At 70.0% G+C, this 18901-nt stretch carries 17 protein-coding genes; 7 read left to right on the top strand and 10 right to left on the bottom strand.

All coding sequences use genetic code 11. The features are described from left to right. Positions 1–3: 3 nt before the first annotated feature. The 6 genes from TR50_RS34790 to TR50_RS34765 form a co-directional block, all read right to left on the bottom strand. Positions 4–1311 carry an ABC transporter permease gene (locus TR50_RS34790; protein WP_052441689.1) on the bottom strand — a complete coding sequence of 436 codons (1308 nt, stop codon included), beginning with the start codon at positions 1309–1311 and terminating at the stop codon, positions 4–6. After that, complete coding sequence (locus TR50_RS34785; RefSeq protein ID WP_063775202.1) at positions 1308–2669, bottom strand: ABC transporter permease; 1362 nt, start codon at positions 2667–2669, stop codon at positions 1308–1310. The genes TR50_RS34790 and TR50_RS34785 overlap by 4 nt, the downstream gene beginning before the upstream one ends. Further along, entirely contained in the window at positions 2666–4318 is a 1653-nt protein-coding gene (locus TR50_RS34780) for an ABC transporter ATP-binding protein (RefSeq protein WP_042431686.1), read from the bottom strand. The genes TR50_RS34785 and TR50_RS34780 overlap by 4 nt, the downstream gene beginning before the upstream one ends. A 152-nt stretch (positions 4319–4470) precedes the next feature. Continuing rightward, complete coding sequence (locus TR50_RS34775) at positions 4471–5562, bottom strand: BMP family lipoprotein (RefSeq protein ID WP_042431684.1); 1092 nt, start codon at positions 5560–5562, stop codon at positions 4471–4473. Between the two features lie 312 nt (positions 5563–5874). Beyond that, complete coding sequence (locus TR50_RS34770; protein WP_269084831.1) at positions 5875–7065, bottom strand: amidohydrolase; 1191 nt, start codon at positions 7063–7065, stop codon at positions 5875–5877. Between the two features lie 205 nt (positions 7066–7270). Next, positions 7271–8854: an acyl-CoA mutase large subunit family protein gene (locus tag TR50_RS34765; protein WP_042431676.1), complete on the bottom strand. Its 1584-nt coding sequence runs from the start codon at positions 8852–8854 to the stop codon at positions 7271–7273. Between the two features lie 123 nt (positions 8855–8977). Between TR50_RS34765 and TR50_RS34760 the strand changes: the two genes are divergently transcribed. The 6 genes from TR50_RS34760 (at position 8978) to TR50_RS34730 (ending at position 14393) form a co-directional block, all read left to right on the top strand. After that, positions 8978–9724 carry an SDR family NAD(P)-dependent oxidoreductase gene (locus tag TR50_RS34760; protein ID WP_042431670.1) on the top strand — a complete coding sequence of 249 codons (747 nt, stop codon included), beginning with the start codon at positions 8978–8980 and terminating at the stop codon, positions 9722–9724. A gap of 413 nt (positions 9725–10137) precedes the next feature. Next, positions 10138–10659, top strand: coding sequence for a 2-oxo-4-hydroxy-4-carboxy-5-ureidoimidazoline decarboxylase (locus TR50_RS34750; protein ID WP_042431722.1), 522 nt, complete (start codon positions 10138–10140; stop codon positions 10657–10659). Between the two features lie 303 nt (positions 10660–10962). Continuing rightward, positions 10963–11340: a succinate dehydrogenase, cytochrome b556 subunit gene (gene sdhC, locus TR50_RS34745; RefSeq protein WP_042431666.1), complete on the top strand. Its 378-nt coding sequence runs from the start codon at positions 10963–10965 to the stop codon at positions 11338–11340. 14 nt (positions 11341–11354) lie between these two features. Next, positions 11355–11825, top strand: coding sequence for a succinate dehydrogenase hydrophobic membrane anchor subunit (locus TR50_RS34740; RefSeq protein ID WP_042431664.1), 471 nt, complete (start codon positions 11355–11357; stop codon positions 11823–11825). Between the two features lie 31 nt (positions 11826–11856). Then, on the top strand, positions 11857–13611 hold the full coding sequence (sdhA, locus tag TR50_RS34735; RefSeq protein ID WP_042431663.1) for a succinate dehydrogenase flavoprotein subunit: 1755 nt from the start codon (positions 11857–11859) through the stop codon (positions 13609–13611). Beyond that, complete coding sequence (locus TR50_RS34730) at positions 13611–14393, top strand: succinate dehydrogenase iron-sulfur subunit (RefSeq protein ID WP_042431660.1); 783 nt, start codon at positions 13611–13613, stop codon at positions 14391–14393. The genes sdhA and TR50_RS34730 overlap by 1 nt, the downstream gene beginning before the upstream one ends. Before the next feature lie 84 nt (positions 14394–14477). Here the strand turns inward: TR50_RS34730 and TR50_RS43235 are convergent, their stop codons facing one another. After that, entirely contained in the window at positions 14478–15251 is a 774-nt protein-coding gene (locus TR50_RS43235) for a hypothetical protein (protein ID WP_052441688.1), read from the bottom strand. A gap of 54 nt (positions 15252–15305) precedes the next feature. Continuing rightward, positions 15306–15581 carry an SCO4848 family membrane protein gene (locus TR50_RS34720; protein WP_042431658.1) on the bottom strand — a complete coding sequence of 92 codons (276 nt, stop codon included), beginning with the start codon at positions 15579–15581 and terminating at the stop codon, positions 15306–15308. Between the two features lie 94 nt (positions 15582–15675). Here TR50_RS34720 and TR50_RS34715 point away from each other — a divergent pair, with 94 nt between their 5' ends. Further along, positions 15676–16911, top strand: coding sequence for a D-alanyl-D-alanine carboxypeptidase family protein (locus TR50_RS34715; protein ID WP_052441687.1), 1236 nt, complete (start codon positions 15676–15678; stop codon positions 16909–16911). Positions 16912–16929: 18 nt separating this feature from the next. On the opposite strand, the gene TR50_RS34710 is transcribed toward TR50_RS34715, so the two are convergent. Together TR50_RS34710 and dprE2 are read right to left on the bottom strand one after the other, a co-directional pair. After that, complete coding sequence (locus TR50_RS34710) at positions 16930–17847, bottom strand: YihY/virulence factor BrkB family protein (RefSeq protein ID WP_042431654.1); 918 nt, start codon at positions 17845–17847, stop codon at positions 16930–16932. A gap of 19 nt (positions 17848–17866) precedes the next feature. Then, positions 17867–18622: a decaprenylphospho-beta-D-erythro-pentofuranosid-2-ulose 2-reductase gene (dprE2, locus tag TR50_RS34705; protein WP_042431652.1), complete on the bottom strand. Its 756-nt coding sequence runs from the start codon at positions 18620–18622 to the stop codon at positions 17867–17869. Positions 18623–18901 lie beyond the last annotated feature (279 nt).

Below are 18901 nucleotides of genomic sequence, written 5' to 3'. Positions count from 1 at the left end.
GCCTCAGCCCTTGATGTACGGCTTGCCGGACGCCGCCGGCGGACGGGTCAGGCCGCCCATCGCCGCCACCACGAAGATGGTCACCAGGTAGGGGGCCATCGCCAGGTACGCGCCGGGGATCGGCGTGTTCAGGGAGGACAGCGCCACCTGGAGCTCGGTCGCGAAACCGAACAGCACCGCCGCGCCGAAGGCGCCGATCGGGGACCAGCGGCCGACGATCAGTGCCGCGAGGGCGATGTAACCCTTGCCGGAACTCATGTCCTTGCCGAAGGCGCTGGCCAGACCGAGGGTCAGCCAGACGCCGCCGAGGCCGGAGAGCAGACCCGCGGTGATGACGTTGCGGTAGCGCAGGCCGATGACCTTGATGCCGACGGTGTCGGCGGCCGTCGGGTGCTCGCCGACCGCGCGGGTGCGCAGACCCCAGCGGGTGCGGAAGAGCAGGAACCACATCACCGGCACCAGGACGTAGGCCAGGTAGAAGATGATGTTCTGGTTGAACAGCTCACCGATGATCGGGATCGACGACAGGCCCGGGATCTTGATCGCCGAGAAGCCCTTGGCCTGGTTGTAGGTGCCGCCGTTGGTCGACATGACCCGGTCGTAGAGGAAGCCGGTGACGCCGGAGGCGAGCAGGTTGAGCACGACGCCGAGGACGACCTGCTCGATCAGGTAGCGGTTGGCGAAGACGGCCAGCAGGGCGCACATCAGCGCGCCGCCCAGGCAGCCCGCGATCGCGCCGGCCCACAGCGAGCCGGTGCTGGACGCGGTGATCACCGCCGCGAACGCGCCGAAGAGGAACTGGCCCTCGATCGCGATGTTGACGACACCAGAGCGCTCGCACATCAGGCCGCTCAGCGAGCCGAGGATGAGCGGCACCGCGCCCGCGGCCGTCAGGACGATGATCGACGGCACGTTCAGGCCGACGGACGAGCCCGCCGCCGCCCACACCAGGAAGGCGACCACGAGGCTGGCGAAGTAGACGCCGTCCAGCCACAGCTGGACCTTCTTCGAGATCGGGGCGAAGGCCCGGACCAGGCCGCACAGGACGGCCAGCGAGGTCAGCGCGAGCGCGACCTCCTGGGCGGGCGCCGAGATGGGGCCGAGACCGCCCGTCTGGGTCGGGTCGTACTTGAGGCCGAACTGGGTGTGCGCACCGTTGCTGACGCGCGAGCTGAGGCCGAAGCCCCACAGCGCCAGGGCGCCGACGACGGCCATGACGACGCCGCTGATCATCTTGGACCGGGTGTCCGCGGCCACTGCGGCCACGTTCGTCGTGGGGACGTTCCCGGTTGCGGTGGATGCCGTGCTCATTCCTCGCCTCCGGCAACGTTGATGGTTTCGGTCGTGTGGAACGGGTCGACGGTCGGGGTGGCCTCGTCGCCGCCCTGGCCCGTGTCGATCTTGTGGGCCCGCAGGTGGAAGATCTCCTTCACCAGCTGCGGCGCGGCCACGAAGATGACGATCAGGGCCTGGATGACGGTGATGATCTCGATGGAGACCTGCGCCTGCGTCTGCATCAGCGCGCCACCGGCCTGGAGCGCGCCGAAGAGCAGCGAGGCGCCGACGACGCCCCACGGCTTGGTGCGGCCCAGCAGCGCGACGGTGATCGCGCTGAAGCCGAGACCGGCGTCGATGTTCGGGCTCAGCGAGTTGTTGTTCGGGTTGGCCAGACCGAGGGTCTGGGTCACGCCGATCAGACCCATCAGCGCGCCGGAGATCAGCATGGAGGCGATCTGCACCCGGCTGACGTTGATGCCCGCGGTCCGGGCGGCACTGGGCCGCAGACCGACCGCGCGCACCTCGAAGCCGAGCTTGCTGCGCTTGAAGAACCACGCCACGGCGAAGGTGGCGGCGATCGCGAAGAGCAGGCCGATGTCGGTGAAGAGCTGGTCGCCGAAGAGGTGCGGCAGCACGGCGCTGGAGCTGGCCGGCTTGGAGATCGCCTGACCCGCCGCGGCCGGGTTGTGGAACACCGAGGTGTTCAGCAGCCAGCCGCCCAGGAAGAGCAGGGCGACGTAGTTGAGCATGATCGTCACGATCACCTCGTGCGCGCCCCGCTTGGCCTTGAGCCAGCCGACGATGCCGCCGTAGAGCATGCCGCCGACGATGCCCGCCAGCACGGCCACGATCATGTGCAGCGCGCCGGGCAGCGCGGTCCAGGAGAAGCCGACGTACGAGGCGAAGATCGCGCCGACGATCAGCTGGCCCTGGCCGCCGATGTTGAACATGCCGGCCCGGAAGGCCACCGAGATCGCCAGACCGCCGAAGATCAGCGGGGTGGCGTACTCGAGCGTGTTCGAGATCGGGCCGAAGAACTGCTCCGGCGTTCCGGAGATCGTCGCCGGGTCGAAGATCGCGCCCTTGAACAGCGAGGAGTAGGCGCTGGAGATGTCGTTCCAGGCCGAGGAGAGGAAGTCGCCGGGCGAGGCGAAGAAGTAGCCCAGCTTGTTCATCGTGTCGGTGCTCGACAGGACGATCATGAGGGCGCCGACCACGAGCGCGAGCACGATGGCCAGGAAGGTGACCATCGCGCCGTTCTCGGCGGTGAAGACGTTGCGGATGATGACGCCCCAGTCGCGGGGCGGCCGGTCCGGCTGCGGCTTCGGGGCGGCGGTCGCCGGCTTCGCGGCGTCGGCGGCCTCGTTCTTCTCAGGTTCGGGCGTGCTCACGAGTCCGCCTCCTCCGGGTTCGTGGTGGCGGCTTCGGCCGCTTCGGTGCTGCTCTCAGTGCTCTCGACGCCGGCCGCGCCCGCGGTGCCGCTCGCGTCGGCGCTCGCGTCGGCGGCGCCGCCGGCGCTGTCGCCGTTGCCGGTGATGCCGGCCATCAGCAGGCCGATCTCGTCGCGGGAGGTGGTCGGCGGAACCGTGGCGACGATCTTGCCGCGGTACATCACGGCGACCTTGTCGGCCAGCGCCAGCACCTCGTCGAGCTCGGTGGAGACGACCACGACCGGCCGTCCCTGGTCGCGCTCGGCGACGATGCGCTTGTGGATGAACTCCATCGCGCCGACGTCGACGCCGCGGGTCGGCTGCGAGGCGACCAGCAGGCGCAGCGGACGCGACAGCTCGCGGGCCACGACGACCTTCTGGGCGTTGCCGCCGGAGAGCTTGCCGGCCGGGTGCTGCGGCGCGGCGGGGCGGATGTCGAACTCCTTGACCCGCGCGTCGGCGTTCTTGGCGATCTCGTCGAGGTTGATCGACAGGCCGCGCCCGAACGGGGGCTTCTTGTAGAGGTCCAGGACCAGGTTCTCGGCGACGGTGAACTCGCCGACCACGCCGTCGTGCCCGCGGTCCTCGGGGACGAAGCCCACACCGGCGTCGAGCACCTGACGCGGGGTCCTGCCCGTCAGCTGCCTGCCGTCCAGCGAGATCGTCCCGGCGGCGGCCGGCACCAGACCGAGGATCGCCTCGGCCAGCTCGGACTGCCCGTTGCCCTGGACGCCGGCGATGCCGAGGATCTCGCCGTCGTGGACGGTGAAGGAGACGTCGTCGACGGCGGCCTGGCCGTTGGCGTCGAGCACGGTCAGGTTCTCGACCTGGAAGGAGGCCTTGCCGGGCTTGCTGGTCTCCTTGTCGACGACCAGCTGCACGGAGCGGCCGACCATCATCGAGGCCAGCTCCTGCTCGCTGGAGGTCGGGGAGGCCTCGCCGACGACCGCGCCACGCCGGATCACGGTGATCCGGTCGGCGATCGCCTTGACCTCCTTGAGCTTGTGCGTGATGAAGACGATCGACTTGCCGGCCTCGCGCAGCGAGTTCATGACGACGAAGAGGTCGTCGATCTCCTGCGGGGTCAGCACGGCCGTCGGCTCGTCCAGGATCAGCGTCTGGGCGTCGCGGACCAGGGCCTTGACGATCTCGACACGCTGCTGGACACCGACGGGCAGGTCCTCGACCAGGGCGTCCGGGTTGACGGGGAGGCCGTAGCGCTTGGACACCTCCTGCACGTCCTTGCGGGCGCGGCGGCGGTCCAGCAGACCCAGCGGGCCGCGGCTGGCGCCGAGCTCGACCTCGTCGCCGAGGACGACGTTCTCGGCCACGGTGAAGACCGGGACCAGCATGAAGTGCTGGTGGACCATGCCGATGCCGTTGGCGATGGCGTCCCGGGGACCGCTGATCGTCTTGGCCTCGCCGTCGACGAGGATCTCGCCCTCGTCGGGCTGGTGAAGTCCGTACAGGACGTTCATCAGCGTGGACTTGCCGGCACCGTTCTCACCCAGCAGACAGTGGACCTCACCTGGTTCGACCGTCAGGTCGATGTGGTCGTTGGCGACCAGCGAACCGAATCGCTTGGTGATGCCGCGAAGTTCCAGACGCACTTGTGAACACACTCCTCACGCCGGGCATCAGAGTCGATCGGCGGAAGCTATCGAGGACTTGACGGGCCCGCCAGGCCCCGGGGCGTGAAAACCCGGGGACGACAGGCCGGTGGGCGGGCGCGCCGTGCGCGCCCGCCCGTGACCGTCCGGACTCAGCCGGCCTTCGGCTGGCTCTTGGACTTGATGACGATGGTGCCGTTGATGATGCCCTGCTTGACCGCGGCGATCTGGGCGGTCAGCGAGGCGGGCACCTGGGACGCGAACTGGTGGTAGGGCGCCAGGCCGGTGCCGTTGTTCGCCAGGGTGCCGACGAACGGGGTGGAGGAGAAGTTGCCCTTGGCCGCCTCCTGCACCGCGGTGCTCACGGCGGTGGCGATGCCCTTGGTCACGGACGTCATGATGACGGAGGCGTACTGCGGGTTGGAGATGACGCCGTCGTCGTCGACCCAGATGGCGTTCATCTTGCCGCCCGAGGACTGGGCCTGCGACAGCGCGCCGATGCCGGTGCCGCCGGCGACCGGGAAGATGATGTCCGCGCCCTCGGACTGGAAGGTCGCGGCGATCTGCTTGCCGCCCGCCTGGTCGGTGAAGGACTGGGTCGGGTCGAAGGTGCCCTGCTGGGTGGTCTCGTTCCAGCCGAGGACCTGCACGTGGGTGCCGTGCTTCTGGTTGTAGTACTGCACACCCTCCCAGAAGCCGTCCATGTAGACGGTGACGGTCGGGTAGTTGGCGCCGCCGAAGGTGGCGACCTTGCCGGTCTTGCTCATGCCGGCCGCGAAGTAGCCGCCGAGGAAGGCGCCCTGCGCGGTGTTGAACTCCAGGCCCTTGATCTGCGACGGGGTCGAGGTGTTGTCGACGATCGCGTAGTTCTGGCTGGGGTTCTTCTTGGCCGAGGCGACGGTGGCGTCGTTCATGGCGAAGCCGACCGTGACGATCAGCTTGCACTGGGCGGAGACGAAGCCGGCGATGTTGCTGGCGTAGTCGTTCTCCGTCGCGGAGGTGGCGTTCTGAACGGTGATGTTGGAGTCGGCCTTGGCGGCGTCCTGCATGCCGGCCCAGGACTCGGCGTTGAACGAGTGGTCGTCCAGACCGCCGGTGTCGGTGACCATGCACGCCTTGAAGCTGCCGGCGGCGTTCGCGGAGCTGGTGCTGGAACCCGAGGTGGAGACGGGCTTCGATCCACAGGCCGTGGCGGTCAGGGCGACCAGTGCCGCGATCGCTGCCAGCTGAACGGGCTTGTTCATCAATTCCTCCAGATGAAGAGCCGACATCGCAGAGCCCGGGGGCAGGGAGCGGCTTTGCTCAACCGATTGGATGCGAGGTTAACGCGCGTAGAACACTTTTGGATTACGGCTGCGGGGCCGTTATCAGATCGTCGCATTTCTACCATCGCGAGCGCTCCGAAGCAGCCGGGTGAACCGGATGGTGCCGCTCCGATTTCGCTCGCTCGGCGCACACCTGTCAACACCATGAGACACCAAACGGCGCCGCCCGGGAGGGTCGACGCCGTTTGTCCGCGTGTCGGGTTCGCTGAGCCCGGAGGAAGGGGCCGCAGGTCAGCCCAGAGCCAGCGCGCTGAACAGCTCCACCCCGACGCCGATGGCCCGCTCGTCCGCGTCGAAGGTGCCCTGGTGCAGGTCGCGCACGCCCTGCTCGTCGGGCGAGCGCACGCCCAGCCGGGCGAGCGCGCCCGGGACCTCCTGGAGGTACCAGGAGAAGTCCTCGCCGCCCAGGCTCTGCTCGGTGGTCTCCACCGTCTCCGCGCCGAACCGTTCCGTCATCGCCTGTTCGAACAGCGCGATCGACTCCGCCTCGTTGACCACCGGCGGCACACCGCGGCGGTAGTCCAGCACCCACTTGGCCCGGTGGGTCTCCGCGATCTGCCCGACCAGTTCGTCGATCGCGCCCGGCGCCTCGCGCCAGCCGGCCGTCTCCAGGCAGCGGACCGTGCCCTCCAGCTCCGCGTGCTGGGGGATCGCGTTGGCGGCGGAGCCGGACTCGATCCGGCCCCAGACCAGACTCACGCCCCAGCGCGGATCCATCCGGCGCTGGAGCGCGGCCGGCAGCTCGGTGGCCGTCTTGGCCACGGCCATCACCAGGTCCGTCGTCAGGTGCGGGCGGGCGGTGTGCCCGCCGGGACCGGCGAGGGTGAGCTTGAGCAGGTCGCAGGCGGAGGTGATCGCCCCGATCTTCAGGCCGATCTTCCCGACCTCGACCCGGGGGTCGCAGTGCACCGCGAAGATCCGCTCCAGGCCGGCCAGCACGCCCGCCTTGATCACGTCCAGCGCGCCGCCCGGCATCTGCTCCTCGGCCGGCTGGAACACCAGCCGCACCGGCCGCCGCAGCGTGCCCTGGCGGGCGGCCTCGGCGAGGACCAGGGCGGTACCGAGGACGACGGTGGTGTGCACGTCGTGCCCGCAGGCGTGGCAGCAGCCCGGCACCGTCGAGCGGTAGGGCAGGTCGAGCGGCTTGGCGTCCTCGATCGGCAGCGCGTCGATGTCGGCGCGGAACCCCCACACGCCCCGCTCGGCGGAGAGGCCCGCCGGAACGATGTCGCACAGCAGGCCCGTCCCGCCGGGCAGCACGCGCGGCGCGAGACCGGCCCGCTCGAGGCGGGCCTTGATGAGCGCGGTCGTGCGTACCTCCTGCCGACCCAGCTCGGGGTGCATGTGGAGGTCGCGCCGGAAGGCGATCAGCTCGGGCTGGAGGGCGTCGACGCGGGACCGCAGCTCATTCGACTGGTTCACCTCCACAAGGCTACGGCCCTGGGGCGGTTGGGGCAGGGGATCACCGAAATTCATACCGCCGGACGAGAAGTTTGTCGCCCGCTCGGCGCATGATCCGCCCCGAACGGGGTAGGGAACCTCTTTCATGCTGCCTCCCGCACTGCATCGTTGAAGAGATCAACGAGCGAGCGGTTGAGACGTTGCCATCATCTCAGGTGCCGACGGCTCAGAAGCTGTCGACCGGCACGTAGGTCCCCCACACCTCGCGCAGCGCGTCGCAGGTCTCGCCGACCGTGGCGCGCGCCGCCAGCGCCTCCTTCATCGGGTAGAGGACGTTCTCCCGCGGGGTCTGTGCCGCGCGCCGCAGCGCCGACAGCGCGCGGTCGACGGCCGCGCCGTCGCGTTCCGCCCGGAGCCGGGCGAGGCGCTCGGCCTGCTGCCGCTCGATCGCCGGGTCGACGCGGAGCGGCTCGTACGGCTCCTCCTCGTCCAGCTTGAAGCGGTTGACGCCGACGACGGTGCGCTCGCCGGAGTCCGTCTCCAGGGCGACCCGGTACGCGCTGCGTTCGATCTCGGCCTTCTGGTAGCCGCGCTCGATGCCGGCGACCGCGCCGCCCATCTGCTCGACCTTGGCCATCAGCTCCAGCGCCGCCGCCTCGACCTCGTCGGTCAGCGCCTCGACGACATAGGAGCCGGCGAACGGATCCACCGTCGCGGTCACGTCCGTCTCGTAGGCCAGCACCTGCTGCGTGCGCAGGGCCAGGCGCGCGGACTTCTCCGTCGGCAGCGCGATGGCCTCGTCGAAGCTGTTGGTGTGCAGCGACTGGGTGCCGCCCAGCACCGCCGCCAGCGCCTGGACGGAGACGCGGACCAGGTTGACCTCGGGCTGCTGCGCCGTCAGCTGCACGCCCGCCGTCTGGGTGTGGAAGCGCAGCATCATCGACTTGGGGTTCTCCGCCTTGAACTCCTCCTTCATGACCCGCGCCCAGATCCGGCGGGCGGCGCGGAACTTGGCCACCTCCTCCAGGATCGTGGTGCGCGAGACGAAGAAGAAGGACAGCCGCGGCGCGAAGTCGTCCACGTCCATGCCGGCCGCCAGCGCGGTGCGGACGTACTCGATGCCGTTGGCCAGGGTGAACGCGATCTCCTGCGCGGGCGTCGCCCCGGCCTCGGCCATGTGGTAGCCGGAGATGGAGATGGTGTTCCAGCGCGGGATCTCGGCCTTGCAGTACTTGAAGACGTCCGCGATCAAGCGCAGCGAGGGCTTGGGCGGAAAGATGTAGGTGCCGCGGGCGATGTACTCCTTCAGCACGTCGTTCTGGATCGTGCCGGTCAGCCTGTCCGACGGCACGCCCTGGTCCTCGCCCACCAGCTGGTAGAGCAGGAGCAGCAGCGAGGCCGGCGCGTTGATGGTCATCGAGGTGGAGACCTCGCCCAGCGGGATGCCGCCGAACAGCACGCCCATGTCCTCGACCGAGTCGACGGCGACGCCGACCTTGCCGACCTCTCCGTGCGCGAGCGCCGCGTCCGAGTCGTAGCCCATCTGCGTGGGCAGGTCGAAGGCGACGGACAGGCCCGTGGTGCCGTTGGCGATCAGCTGCTGGTAGCGGGCGTTGGACTCGGCGGCGGTGCCGAAGCCGGCGTACTGCCGCATGGTCCACGGCTTCCCGGTGTACATCGTCGGGTAGACGCCGCGGGTGAACGGGTACCGGCCCGGTTCGCCGAGCCTGGTCGCCGGATCCCAGCCCTCCTGGGAGGCCGGCCCGTAGACGGGCTCGATGGGCAGTCCGGACTCGGACAGGCGGGCCATGGGGGTCCCTTCCGCGAACCTCGACGTCGCTACGTACGGTAATGATGCGCGTGGGAGAGGAATAGTCGCATCCTCTAGGAGCTTGCCCACGAGAGACACAACGCCATTGGAGGAACGGGTCAGATGACAGTCCAGAAGGTCGCCGTCGTGACGGGTGCGAGCAGCGGCATCGGAGCGGCGACGGCCCGGGGCCTGGCGGCGGCCGGATACCGGGTCGCCCTGGTCGCGCGGCGGGTGGAGCGCCTGGAGGCGCTGGCCGAGGAGATCGGCGACGGGGCGAGCGTCCACGCCGTCGACGTCACCGACCGCGCGGCGGTGGACGCCTTCGCGGCGACCCTGGACCGGGTGGACGTCCTGGTCAACAACGCGGGCGGGGCGCTCGGCGCGGAGTCCGTGGAGACCGGCGACCCGACGGACTGGCTGCGGATGTACCAGGTCAACGTGCTGGGCGTGCTGCACGCCACCCAGGCGTTCCTGCCCGCGCTGCGCGCCTCCGGCGACGGCACCGTCGTCGTCCTCTCCTCGACCGCGGCGTTCGCCGCGTACGAGGGCGGCGGCGGTTACGTCGCGGCCAAGGCCGGGGCGCACGCCATCGCGGGCACGCTCCGGCTGGAGCTGGTCGGGGAGCCGATCCGCGTCATCGAGGTCGCGCCGGGCATGGTGAAGACGGACGAGTTCGCCCTCACCCGCTTCCGCGGCGACGCCGCGAAGGCCGAGTCCGTCTACGCGGGCGTCCCCGACCCGCTCACCGCGGAGGACGTCGCGGACACGATCGTCTGGGCGGTGACGCGTCCCCCGCACGTCAACATCGACCTCCTGGTGGTCCGCCCCCGCGCGCAGGCCGCGCAGCACAAGGTGCACCGCCGCTGACCGCTGGGGGCGCGGGGCCCGGGCACCTCCCGAGGTTGCACTCACCTGAGGGGCGCGGGGAACTGCGCGACAATCCCCCAGCCCTCGGCCGGGAGGTGCCCCCATCCGACGCCGGCAGAGCCCCGAACGCGCAGGGCCAACCGCATACCGGTGGTTGCCCGCGCCCCCGCGGCGGCGCCGCACATCGGCAGAGCCCCGCGCCCCTGGAGGGCTGCCGCCGTTCATCCGGCTGACGCTGTCTCATAATTCGGGCGTCGAGGACTCGACTTAATACCCCGTACGAGTGAATCCTGGTGTCGGGTGCCGTTGCGGCACCGCTTCTGGCGTCCCCTGTAGTGCCGACTGAGTCGGTCGCACCCCTTAACCTCAAGGGCTCCAACCCGTTCGAGGAGGACCCGCTGGCCAGGTCGCAGATCCCGCAGCCGTCCGCACCGCAGTCGCCCGTACCGGGGCTGTCCCGTCTCAACGACGCTGCGCCGGGTGCCGCCGAGGAGGCGTTGCTGGCCTGCTGCGGGAGTCGGCGCTGGGCGATAAGGATGGCCGCGCACCGGCCGTACCCGGACGTGGACTCGCTGCTGGCCGCCGCGAGCGAGGCCTCGTACGACATGTCGCACCGCGACCTCTCGGAGGCGCTCGCCGACGAGAGCTGCATGCCCCAGCCGCTGCTCGGCATGCGCGCGCCGGGCAGCGCGGCCGCGCACACCGCACTGCGGGCGGCGCACGCCGCGTACGAGGCCCGCTTCGGGCACGTGTTCGTGGTGTCCCTGGACGACTGCCCGCCGGAGGAGATGCTGGACACCGTGCTGGCCAGCATCCGCGCCCGGCTCGGGAGCGATCCCGACGAGGAGCGCAGCACCACCGCCGAGCAGCTGCGCCGGATCACCCTCAGCCGGTTGACCCACCTGGTCTCGTCTCACGCCTCGGCGCCTTCGTGAGATCGCGAGGGTGAGATCGCCCACATCCTTCAGCCGCTACTTTGACGCGCTACCAGGAGACTCACGGGCGTTCCCTGGGAAAACTCGGGATCAAGCGCCCTTCCGGCGGGTCACGAGCCGGTCACAAGCAGATCATCTGAGTGGATCTCGGCCCGCCGCAGGGGCCCCGACAGGCCCACGGGCCTCCGGCCTGGCTACGATGGCCGCGGCCGGTGGACCGTATCCGGCCGGGCCGACCGACACCGACGACGATGCCGCCGAGCTGATCGGGCGACCCCCGCCCCGCTCCCGGAGGGTTCTTCCGTGCCGGCTGGAACGCTGTACCGCGGCCGGGAAGGCATGTGGTCGTGGGTGGCTCATCGAGTCACCGGCGTCCTCATCTTCTTCTTCCTGTTCGCCCACGTCCTCGACACCGCACTGGTCCGCGTCTCGCCGCAGGCCTACAACAGCGTGATCGCGACGTACAAGACGCCGCTCGTCAACCTGATGGAGTACGGCCTGACGGCCGCCATCCTCTTCCACGCGCTGAACGGTCTGCGGGTCATCGCGGTGGACTTCTGGGCCAAGGGGCCGAAGTACCAGCGTCAGATGCTGTGGACCGTCGTGACCGTCTGGGTCCTGCTGATGGCCGGGGCGTTCTACCCCGTCCTGCAGGAGACCCTCCAATGGCTGTTCAGTTGAGGGTGAGATAACAGATGGCTACCGACTCCATCGGCAACGTCGAGCTCACCGACTCGACTCCCACCGACGCGACGGCGTTCCTCATCGAGCCGCCGCGCAAGCGCACCAAGACCACCTCCGGGCGGCGCAGCCGGACCAACTTCGAGATGCTGGCGTGGCTGTTCATGCGCCTGTCCGGCATCGTGCTGGTCTTCCTGGTCCTCGGCCACCTCATCATCCAGCTGGTGCTGGACGGCGGCGTCTCGAAGATCTCCTTCGCGTTCGTGGCCGGCCGCTGGGCCTCGCCGTTCTGGCAGGTCTGGGACCTGCTCATGCTGTGGCTGGCGATGCTCCACGGCGCCAACGGCATGCGCACCGTGATCAACGACTACGCCGAGCGCCCGAACACCCGCTTCTGGCTGAAGGTCCTGCTGGTGGCCGCCACGGTCTTCACCGTGTTCCTGGGCACCTTGGTGATCTTCACTTTCGACCCGAACATCAGCTGACGCGGACGGACGACGAGGCAGCGAAGAGACCATGAAGATTCACCAGTACGACACCGTCATCGTCGGCGCCGGCGGCGCGGGCATGCGCGCCGCCGTCGAGGCCACGAAGCGCAGCCGCACCGCGGTCCTGACCAAGCTCTACCCGACCCGCTCCCACACCGGCGCGGCCCAGGGCGGCATGGCCGCCGCCCTCGCCAACGTCGAGGACGACAACTGGGAGTGGCACACCTTCGACACCGTCAAGGGCGGTGACTACCTGGTCGACCAGGACGCCGCCGAGATCCTGGCCAAGGAGGCGATCGACGCCGTCCTCGACCTGGAGAAGATGGGTCTGCCCTTCAACCGCACCCCCGAGGGCAAGATCGACCAGCGCCGCTTCGGCGGCCACACCCGCAACCACGGCGAGGCCGCGGTGCGCCGCTCCTGCTACGCCGCGGACCGCACCGGCCACATGATCCTCCAGACGCTGTACCAGAACTGCGTCAAGGAGGGCGTGGAGTTCTTCAACGAGTTCTACGTCCTGGACCTGCTGCTCACCGACGTCGACGGGGTCAAGAAGGTCGCCGGCGTCGTCTCCTACGAGCTGGCCACCGGCGAGGTGCACGTCTTCCAGGCGAAGTCCGTCATCTTCGCCTCGGGCGGCAACGGCAAGTTCTTCAAGGTGACCTCGAACGCGCACACCCTGACCGGTGACGGCCAGGCCGCCGCGTACCGTCGCGGCCTGCCGCTGGAGGACATGGAGTTCTTCCAGTTCCACCCGACGGGCATCTGGCGCATGGGCATCCTGCTCACCGAGGGCGCCCGCGGCGAGGGCGGCATCCTGCGCAACAAGGACGGCGAGCGCTTCATGGAGCGCTACGCGCCGGTCATGAAGGACCTCGCGTCCCGTGACGTCGTCTCCCGCGCCATCTACTCGGAGATCCGGGCGGGCCGTGGCTGCGGCCTCAACGGCGACCACGTCTACCTGGACCTGACGCACCTGCCGCCGGAGCAGCTGGACGCCAAGCTGCCGGACATCACCGAGTTCGCGCGCACCTACCTCGGCATCGAGCCCTACACGGACCCGATCCCGATCCAGCCCACCGCGCACTACGCCATGGGCGGCATCCCGACCAACAACGAGTCCGAGGTCCTGCTGGACAACGAGACCGTCGTGCCGGGTCTGTACGCCGCCGGCGAGGTCGCCTGCGTCTCGGTGCACGGCGCCAACCGCCTGGGCACCAACTCGCTGCTCGACATCAACGTCTTCGGCCGTCGCGCCGGCATCGCCGCCGCGAAGTACGCCGAGACCGCCGAGTTCGTCGAGCTCCCGGAGAACCCGGCCGCGAAGGTCGTCGAGATGCTGGAGACCATCCGCACCTCGAACGGCACCGAGCGGGTCGGCGAGATCCGTGAGGCGCTGCAGCAGTCCATGGACACCAACGTGTCCGTGTACCGCACCGAGGAGACCCTGAAGCAGGCGGTGGCCGACATCGCCGAGCTGAAGGAGCGCTACAAGAACATCTCGGTGATGGACAAGGGCAAGCGCTACAACACCGACCTGCTGGAGGCCGTCGAGCTGGGCAACCTGCTCGACCTGGCCGAGGTCACCGCGGTCTCCGCGCTCGCCCGCAAGGAGTCGCGCGGCGGTCACTTCCGCGAGGACTTCCCGACCCGCGACGACGTCAACTTCATGCGCCACACCATGGCGTACCGCGAGGTCGACGCGAACGGCGACACCAGCGTGCGCCTGGACTACAAGCCGGTCGTGGTCACCCGCTACCAGCCGATGGAGCGTAAGTACTGATGAGCACCCCCACCATCGACGAAGCCAACCCGCACTCCGCCGCGCTGGACGCCGCCGAGTCGGGCAAGGTCGAGCTGATCACCATCACGCTCCGGATCCGCCGGTTCAACCCGGAGGAGCACCCGGACGCGGTGTGGGTCGACTACCAGCTCACGGTGGACCCGAAGGAGCGCGTCCTGGACGCGATCAACCGGGTCAAGTGGGAGCAGGACGGCACGCTCACCTACCGTCGCTCCTGCGCCCACGGCGTCTGCGGCTCCGACGCGATGCGGATCAACGGCAAGAACCGTCTTGCCTGCAAGACCCTCATCAAGGACGTCAACCCCGAGAAGCCGATCACGATCGAGGCCATCAAGGGCATGACGGTCCTGAAGGACCTCGTCGTGGACATGGACCCGTTCTTCCAGGCGTACCGCGACGTGATGCCCTTCCTGATCACCAAGGGCAACGCGCCGACGCGTGAGCGGATCCAGTCGGAGGAGGACGTCCAGCGCTTCGAGGACACCACCAAGTGCATCCTCTGCGCCGCGTGCACCTCCTCCTGCCCGGTGTTCTGGAACGACGGCCAGTACTTCGGTCCGGCCGCGATCGTGAACGCCCACCGCTTCATCTTCGACTCGCGTGACGAGGGCGCGGAGCAGCGGCTGGAGATCCTGAACGACCGTGAGGGCGTGTGGCGCTGCCGCACCACCTTCAACTGCACCGACGCGTGCCCGCGTGGCATCGAGGTGACGAAGGCGATCCAGGAAGTGAAGCGCGCGCTGCTGACGCGCCGCTACTGAGCCTGGCTGCCTGCGCTGACGCCGGAAGGCCCGGCCCCCGCGAGGGGGCCGGGCCTTCCGTCCGTGCGTGTGCCTTACGTGACGTTACTTGACGACCACGGAGGTGGCGCCGGAGACGGCGGCACCGGAGACGGTGTTGCCGCCGTAGACGAGACGCCAGCTGCCGGACGCGTAGTCACGGGCCGAGACGCTGACCGAGCCGTTGGCGGCGGTCTTCGCGGTGGCCTTGGTCACCCAGACGCCCTTGGCGTTGCGCTGCTGGAGCAGCACGAGCTGGCCGCCGTTGCCGGCCCAGACCCGCTTGGTCCAGTCGGCCCGGTTCAGCTGGCCCTTGACGGTCAGCAGGGCGCCCTTGCGGACGGTGCCGGACGCCGGCTTGGCGGACAGCACGTCGGCGCGCGTCCAGCTGTAGGTGGCGCCCTTCGCCGCGAAGGTGGTGCTGCCGTCCTTGGCGGTGACCAGGATGGCGACGCCGTAGGTCCCGGCTATCTCGTCGGGGAAGCGGTCGACCGCCACGTTGATGACGTCGGACGCACCCACGGTCAGGGTGGTCGCCGTCCGCGCGAGCGTCGGCAGCGAGCTGCCGGGCTCCTTGGCCACGTCGGTCCGGGTCGGGACCGCCTTGGACGCGAGCGGGTACGGCAGGGCCTGGATGCTCTTGACGCCCTTGGCGTCCTTGGCGCTGATGTTGACCGAGAAGGTCAGCTTGCCGGTCAGACCGATGTTCAGCGACGACACCGCGGCGTGGGTGATCTGCGGCTTCACCGGCTGGGTCACGGCGAAGGCGGTGCCCGGCGCGGCGACGGCGGCCAGGGCGAGCGCGCCCGCGAGAGCGGGCGCGGCGGTACGGATGGGCATGATGCTCCAAGCGTGTGATCCACCGAAAGGGTGGACGATTGGAGCCTTTATAGATCATGCTCCCGGCGTCGCCTCCGCCGGGTCGGCGACCTTGCGGCCGGAGCGGAGGCCGCGCACGCCGAGCGAGCCGACGACGACGCCGAGCAGCAGCGAGCTCAGCGCCAGTGCGGCGTGGATCCAGAAGTAGGCGGTGGGCTTGCCGTGGTCACCGCCGGTGAAGGCGAGCCCCTCGTGGTCCGCCCAGAGGTTCTTGAAGAAGGTCACCCAGATCCAGATCGACCAGACGCCGAAGGCCGTCAGGAACCAGGAAGCACGTCGGCTGAGTCTCATGAGGTCAGTATGGTCGGCCGTCCGGCCGCATCCGGACGAGGGGTCCTGTCTGCTTTTCGGACCGGGCAGAAAAGGATTGGGTACGGTCGACGGCGTGCAGCTACGTGATCGCGTCCGCAGTCGGACGGTACGGACGGTACGGGGAACGGTCGCCACGGCGGCCGCCGCTGGAGTGGTGCTGACGCTCACCGCGGCAGGCCACACCCCGAGCCCGCGGGCCAGTGCCGTCAGACAGCCGCCCGCGCAGATGTCCACGGTCGGCGGCGCGGTACTCGGCCGCCCCGGCCCGCAGGTGGGCGCCGGCGCGCCCGCCCTCCCGCACGGCCTCTCCGCGCTGTCCTGGATCGTCTCGGACGACGAGACCGGCGACGTCCTCGCCGCGCAGAACCCGCACTGGGCGCTCCCGCCTGCGAGCACGCTGAAGACGCTGTTCGCGGACACCGTCCTGCCCAAGATCCCGCAGGGCGAGACCCACAAGGTCGCCCTGTCGGACTTCGACGGCATGGGTGAGGGCAGTAGCGAGGTCGGCGTGGTCCCCGGCCAGACGTACGCGGTCTCCGACCTGTGGCTCGGCGTCTTCCTGCGCTCCGGCAACGACGCGGTGCACGTCCTGGCCGCGATGAACGGCGGGGTCGCCGCGACGGTCCAGCAGATGCAGGCGCGCGCGGAGACGTTGGGCGCGAAGGACACGCACGTCGTCAGTCCCGACGGCTACGACATGCCCGGACAGGTCTCCTCGGCCTACGACCTGTCGTTGTTCGCCCGCGACGGCCTCAAGGATCCCGCCTTCGCGAAGTACTGCGACACCGCCTTCGCGGAGTTCCCCGGCGGCCCGAACACGAAGGGCAAGCCCTTCCAGATCGCCAACACCAACCGGCTGCTCACCGGCCTCGACGGGGTCGGCGGCCACTATCCCGGCCTCATCGGCGTCAAGAACGGCTACACCACGAACGCGGGCAACACCCTGGTCGAGGCCGCGCAGCGGAACGGGCACACCCTGCTGGTCACCGTGATGAACCCGCAGGACCACGCGACGGACGAGGTCTACCGCGAGGCGCGCGCCCTCCTCGACTGGGGCTTCGCGGCCGAGGGCCGCACCAAGCCCATCGGCACCCTCGACGCCACCAAGCCCGTCTCGTCCGACGCCGCGAGCGCCTCCCCGCACGCCGCGTCAGGCGGCACGGCGGCAGGCCCGTTGTCCGCCTCGGCCTCCCCCGGCGGCGCCTCGTCGACCACGTACGCGGTCGGCGGCGTGGCCGTCGCCCTGCTGGCGGGCACGGGCGGCGTCCTGCTCGCCCGCAGGCGGCGCCGGAGGAGGACGACCTTCTAGACGTCCATCAGACGTCCATCAGACGTCCTCGTCGGCCTTCGCGACGGCCTCGACCGCCCGTTCCCGCGCCCGGAGGCGTGCCGCCTCCGGGTCCGCGGTGGCGGTCCAGGCGACGCAGTACATCAGCCAGCGGCACATGAAGTTGATCCACAGCAGCAGCGCGACAGGGGTGCCGAAGGCGCCGTAGACGCTCTTCGTCGCGACGCCCGCGACGTAGGCCGCAAGGGCCTGCTTGAGGATCTCGAAGCCGATCGCGCCCAGCACGGCGGCCTCCAGCACCACCCGGCGCGGCTGGCCGAAGATCCGCGGCAGCCCGACGAGGATGTACGAGAAGACCATCAGGTCCACCGTGACGGCGAGCAGGAACGCCACGACGGCCAGGGCCACCCGGCCGCCCGTCGAACCCTCCAGGCCGAGCCACTTCGCGGCCTGGCCGGTCAGCGCGCCCGCGGCGGTCGAGGCCGCGAGGGAGATCGCACCGACCACGCCGAGCCCGATCAGCATGACGGTGTCCCAGAACTTGCGGACGATCACGTTGCCCGGCTCCAGCGGCAGGTACCAGGAGGTGCGGATGGAGACGCGGGTGGTGTCGACCCAGCCGAGGCCGGAGACCAGCAGGATGACGCCGCTGACCAGGCCCACCGTCGCGGCGTTCGCGGCCACCTCGTGCAGGTTCAGCTGCCGCGACAGTCCGGGGATCTGTTCGGCGATCTTCTGCTGGAGGGTGTTCACCCTGCTGTCCGACAGCACCGAGGCCGCCACCGCCAGCGCGACCGTCAGCAGCGGGAACATGGCGAGGAAGCCGAAGAAGGTGACCGAGCCGGCCATCCGGCTGGAGCCGACGTCGTTGAAGTGCTCGTAGACGTGGTAGGCCCGGGTGCGCGTCACCCAGGCCACGACCGGTCCGATCAGGGGCATTCGGGTGAGCTGGTCCACGCCCCAGAACGTACCCCGTTCACACGGGCAGCCTGCGGAAGACCGCGCGGGGCAGGTGTCGCAGGCCGGACATCACGAAGCGGAGCGCGCCCGGGACCCAGACGGTCTCACTGCCGCGACGCAGACCGTCGACGACGGCCTCCGCGACGGCGTCGGCCGTAGTGGCCAGCGGGGCCTCGGGCAGACCCTCCGTCATCCGGGTGCGGACGAAGCCGGGGCGGACGACCATGACCCGCGCGCCGCTGCCGTGCAGCGAGTCGCCGAGGCCCTGGGCGAAGGCGTCCAGGCCCGCCTTGGTGGAGCCGTAGATGAAGTTCGAGCGGCGGGCGCGCTCGCCCGCGACGGAGGAGAGCACAACCAGCGCGCCGTGCCCCTGACGGCGCAGCGCCTGCGCGCACAGCAGACCGGAGCTGACCGCCCCGAGGTAGTTGACCTGCGCCACGGCCACCGCCGACAGCGGCTCGCGCTCGCCCTGCTCCTGATCGCCGAGGACGCCGAAGGCGAGCAGGACGACGTCGATGTCGCCCTCGGCGAAGATCTTGCCGAGGACCGCCTCGTGGGTCTCCACGGCGCGGGCGTCGAAGTCGTGCACGTGCACCTGCGCGCCGAGCGCGCTCAGCTCGGCCGCGGCGGCGTCGAGCGCGGACGAGGGCCGCCCGGCCAGGTGAACGACCTCGGCCCGCGAGCCGACCAACCGTCGGGCCGTGGCCAGACCGATCTCGGAGGAACCGCCGAGCACCAGCAGGGACTGGGGATCGCCCAGGGCGTTCATCATGGGGCAGCCTTTCGGGCGTCAGGGCTTCGCAGTTTCAGGGCTTCAGGGCTTCAGGGCTTCAGGGCTTCAGGGCTTCGACGGGTGAGGACTTCGGGCTGAGACGTCCCGTGCGCACCACGAGCGAGTGCCGAGGGCGTGGATGGGGGAGGCGCGCGACGGGCGCCTGCGGCGAGGCCGCGGGCATACCGGACGCTCGGGCGAAGGGCCGCGGCCCGGGACGGCGCACACGCGCGGCCGGAGCCCCGCGACAGCGGCGCGGACGGCCGGTCGGAGCCGCTC

Source organism: Streptacidiphilus anmyonensis, assembly GCF_000787855.1.
Lineage (GTDB): Bacteria > Actinomycetota > Actinomycetes > Streptomycetales > Streptomycetaceae > Streptacidiphilus > Streptacidiphilus anmyonensis.
This window is presented reverse-complemented; position numbering and strand designations above follow the sequence as displayed.

Excerpts from the sequence above, each read along its gene's own strand:
- TR50_RS34790 (WP_052441689.1), bottom strand. The coding sequence starts at position 1,311 with ATGAGCACGGCATCCACCGCAACCGGGAACGTCCCCACGACGAACGTG.
- TR50_RS34775 (WP_042431684.1), bottom strand. The coding sequence starts at position 5,562 with ATGAACAAGCCCGTTCAGCTGGCAGCGATCGCGGCACTGGTCGCCCTG.
- TR50_RS34765 (WP_042431676.1), bottom strand. The coding sequence starts at position 8,854 with ATGGCCCGCCTGTCCGAGTCCGGACTGCCCATCGAGCCCGTCTACGGG.
- TR50_RS34760 (WP_042431670.1), top strand. The coding sequence starts at position 8,978 with ATGACAGTCCAGAAGGTCGCCGTCGTGACGGGTGCGAGCAGCGGCATC.
- TR50_RS34740 (WP_042431664.1), top strand. The coding sequence starts at position 11,355 with ATGGCTACCGACTCCATCGGCAACGTCGAGCTCACCGACTCGACTCCC.
- sdhA (WP_042431663.1), top strand. The coding sequence starts at position 11,857 with ATGAAGATTCACCAGTACGACACCGTCATCGTCGGCGCCGGCGGCGCG.
- TR50_RS34730 (WP_042431660.1), top strand. The coding sequence starts at position 13,611 with ATGAGCACCCCCACCATCGACGAAGCCAACCCGCACTCCGCCGCGCTG.
- TR50_RS43235 (WP_052441688.1), bottom strand. The coding sequence starts at position 15,251 with ATGCCCATCCGTACCGCCGCGCCCGCTCTCGCGGGCGCGCTCGCCCTG.
- TR50_RS34720 (WP_042431658.1), bottom strand. The coding sequence starts at position 15,581 with ATGAGACTCAGCCGACGTGCTTCCTGGTTCCTGACGGCCTTCGGCGTC.
- dprE2 (WP_042431652.1), bottom strand. The coding sequence starts at position 18,622 with ATGATGAACGCCCTGGGCGATCCCCAGTCCCTGCTGGTGCTCGGCGGT.